The 2,886-nt window shown below is 76.4% G+C and carries 3 protein-coding genes; all 3 read left to right on the top strand.

Features of this window, described 5'->3' with window-relative positions:
- On the top strand, nt 1–1,700 hold a 1,700-nt coding region (locus tag AB0J09_RS61270; RefSeq protein WP_360713241.1), incomplete at its 5' end, for a hypothetical protein.
- Nucleotides 1,701–1,765: 65 nt separating this feature from the next.
- The gene (locus AB0J09_RS61265) at nt 1,766–2,023 is read left to right on the top strand and encodes a hypothetical protein (RefSeq protein ID WP_360713240.1); all 258 of its coding nucleotides are present in this window, start codon (nt 1,766–1,768) and stop codon (nt 2,021–2,023) included.
- A gap of 17 nt (nt 2,024–2,040) precedes the next feature.
- A partial coding sequence (locus AB0J09_RS61260) for a S8 family serine peptidase (RefSeq protein ID WP_360713238.1) occupies nt 2,041–2,886 on the top strand: 846 nt, incomplete at its 3' end.

The following is a 2,886-nucleotide window of genomic DNA, read 5'->3' as shown; positions in this document are numbered from 1 at the left end:
CGCCGATGTCCCGCCCCTCCGTGGCCGCCGCACTGGCCGAGGCCATGGAGGCGGGCATCGTCGAGGAGCGGGAGGTGCTGCTCGACGGCCGGCACGTGCCGGGACACGGCTTCCGCCACCCCCTCGTACGGCTGGCCTGCGCCGAACGCCTCACCGGCGCGGTCAGGGCGGGCCTGCACGCCGCCTACGCCGACGCCGTACTGCGCCACCGGTCCGAGGCGGTCGACGCGGCGGCGTACCACCTGACGCGAGCGCGCGACGCGCGGGCGGTGCCCTTCCTGTGGCGGGCGGCGCGGCGGGCGCAGGCGCTGTACGCCAACGAGAGCGCGGCGGGCTACTACGCCGACCTGGTCGCCCTGCTCGGCGGCGGCGAGGAGGCCGCCCGCGCCAGGCTGGCGTGGGGCGACGCGCTGCGCAGCATCGGCAAGTACGGCGAGGCGGAGCGGGCGTTGACGGAAGCGCTAGCAGCGTTCCGCACCCTGGAGGACCGGTCGGCCTTACGCCTGACGGCCGGCGGCCGAGCGGCCGATCGTGTGACGGCCACGGTCGCGCACCTGGCCGAGGTGCTGGTCGGCGCGGGCAGGCCCGCCGAGGCCCGAGAGCTGCTCGCCGCCCAGCCCGCCGACGGCGCCGGAGTCGGCGCCGCCACCACCGCCGCTCATCATCTGGCGGAGGCGCTGGCCTGCTTCGCGACGGGCAGGTACGAACAGGCCCTCGCCGCGGCCACCGCCGGCATGCGCCGGGCGCGCGAGGCGGAGCCGGGCGAGGGGCGGCGGCTGCTGGTACGCGCGCTGGCCAGCCGCTCGGTCTCGCTGGCCATGCTGGGCAGGATTCCCGAGGCGGAGGAGGCGGCCACGAGCGCGCTCGCGCCAGCGGAGGAGATCGGGGACGCGGTACTGGAGGGCACCGTGGTGGCCCAGCTCGGCGAGCTGGCGAACCTCGACGGGCGGCCGGCCGAGGCGAGACGCCACGCGCGCAGGGCGCTGGAGCTGGCCAAGCGCGTGGGCGACCCCGCCGTCGTGGCGTTCCGCACCGGCAACCTGGGCAGGTTGCACCTGGTCGTCGGCGACTGGGCCGCGGGACTGCGCCTGGTGCGGTCGGCGGTGTCGCTGGCCAGGCCGCTGGGCACCGCATGGTGCCTGCCGTACGCGTTGGTGAACCTGGGCGCGGCTCGGCTGTGGACGGGCGACGCCGAGGGGGCGGCGGTCTGCCTGGCCGAGAGCGTGGAGCTGGCCGAGTCCACCGGCGATCGGCAGGTGCTCGCCGACGCGCGTACGCTGCTGGCCGAGCTGGCCGTCACTGCCGGCGGGCTCGCCGCGGAGGTGGAGCCGGGGGTGCGGGCACGGGCGCTGCTGGCCGCGGGCGATGCCGAGGGCGCGGCCACGGCCGCCGAGCAGGCGGTGCGGCAGGCGGGCCAGCGCGGACCCGCCGCCGTGGAGGCCGCCTTGGTGCACGGCATGGCGCTGGCGGCCGCGGGTCTGAAGGGGCGGGCGGTGGAGGTGCTGAGCGAGGGGGTCGAGTGCGCCGAGGCCATGCCGTACCCGTACGGCCTGGTCAGGCTGCTGGAGGCCCGGGCAGGGGCGGGAGCCGAGTCGGCGCGCAGAGACCTGGCCCGGGCAGCCCGCCTCCGCGCCGAGCTGGCCGCAGCGGCCCGCGAGGCCGGCTACAGCCCGGTACCGGCGGCCGTCCGAGACCGGTAATGGCTCGGTAATGGCGGCTCTCTAGTGTCACGGCGTCCCGATCACCAGACCCCCAGGGAACCCCGATGCCCGCTGACGTACCGCCCGCCACCGTCGTCATCGACGCCGGCGGCGAGCCGTGGTCACGGGTGGCCCCCGTGCTGTCCGACCGCGCGGCCGACCTGCCGCGCGGCGGGCTGATCGACCTGGTCACCGACGACGCCGAGGTACGCGCCGCCGCCCACGCCTGGTGCGAGCGGCACGGCTACCGCGTCGAGGAGACCGGTGCGCGGGGCCTGCGCATCCGTACCGGAAGTCCCCGGCCACTGCCAGAAGAGCTCTGAACCCCTTGGAGACCCCCTTGCCTCACCTCCGACGCGCGTCGGCGTCGGCCGTCGCGGCGGCGCTCGCCCTCGCGCTGGCCGCCACGTCCGGCACGGCGGCGGCCGCCCCCCTCGGCCCCAAGGGCGCGCCACCCGGCCCGGCCACCGCCCTTACCGCCCAGACGCCCGCCACCGGCGAGCACACGTTCACACTGATCACCGGCGACACCGTCACCGTGTCGGCGGGGCCGTCCGGAATCATCTCCTTCCAGGCGCGTCCCGGCGCCGGGCGCGAGGACGTCACGTTCGTCACCCGCTCCGACGGGCCGCGCGAGCTTTCCGTGATCCCCTCCGACGCGCTCCCGCTGCTGGCCTCGAGCCTGCTCGACCCGCGCCTGTTCGAGATCGGCAGGCTCGTGGAGTACGGCTACGACGACGCCTCCAGGAAGGACCTGCCGCTCATCGTCCAGGCTCAGGGCGGCGTGGCCAGGGCCAGGAGCGTGCTCGGCGCCGCCACCGTCAAAACCGACATCCCGCGCCTGGGCGTGACGACGCTGTCGGCCGGCAAGGCCGGCGCCGCCACGCTCTGGCAGCAGATCACGGCCGGCGCGCAGGCGCGCTCGGGCGTCACCAAGATCTGGCTGGACGGCCAGACCAGGCTGACCCTCGACAAGAGCGTGCCGCAGATCGGCGCTCCGGCTGCGTGGGAGGCGGGCTACACCGGCAAGGGCGTCACCGTGGCCATGCTGGACTCCGGCTACGACTCCGACCACCCGATGCTGGCGGGCCGCGTGACGATGGCCCAGGACTTCACCGGCGCCGGCAGCCCCGAGGACGACCACGGGCACGGCACGCACGTGCTGTCGACGATCGCCGGCACCGCC

Source organism: Nonomuraea sp. NPDC049784 (assembly GCF_040659615.1).
Taxonomy (GTDB): Bacteria; Actinomycetota; Actinomycetes; order Streptosporangiales; family Streptosporangiaceae; genus Nonomuraea.
The sequence above is the reverse complement of the archived record's forward strand: the minus strand, read 5'-3'. Positions and strand labels throughout refer to the sequence as shown.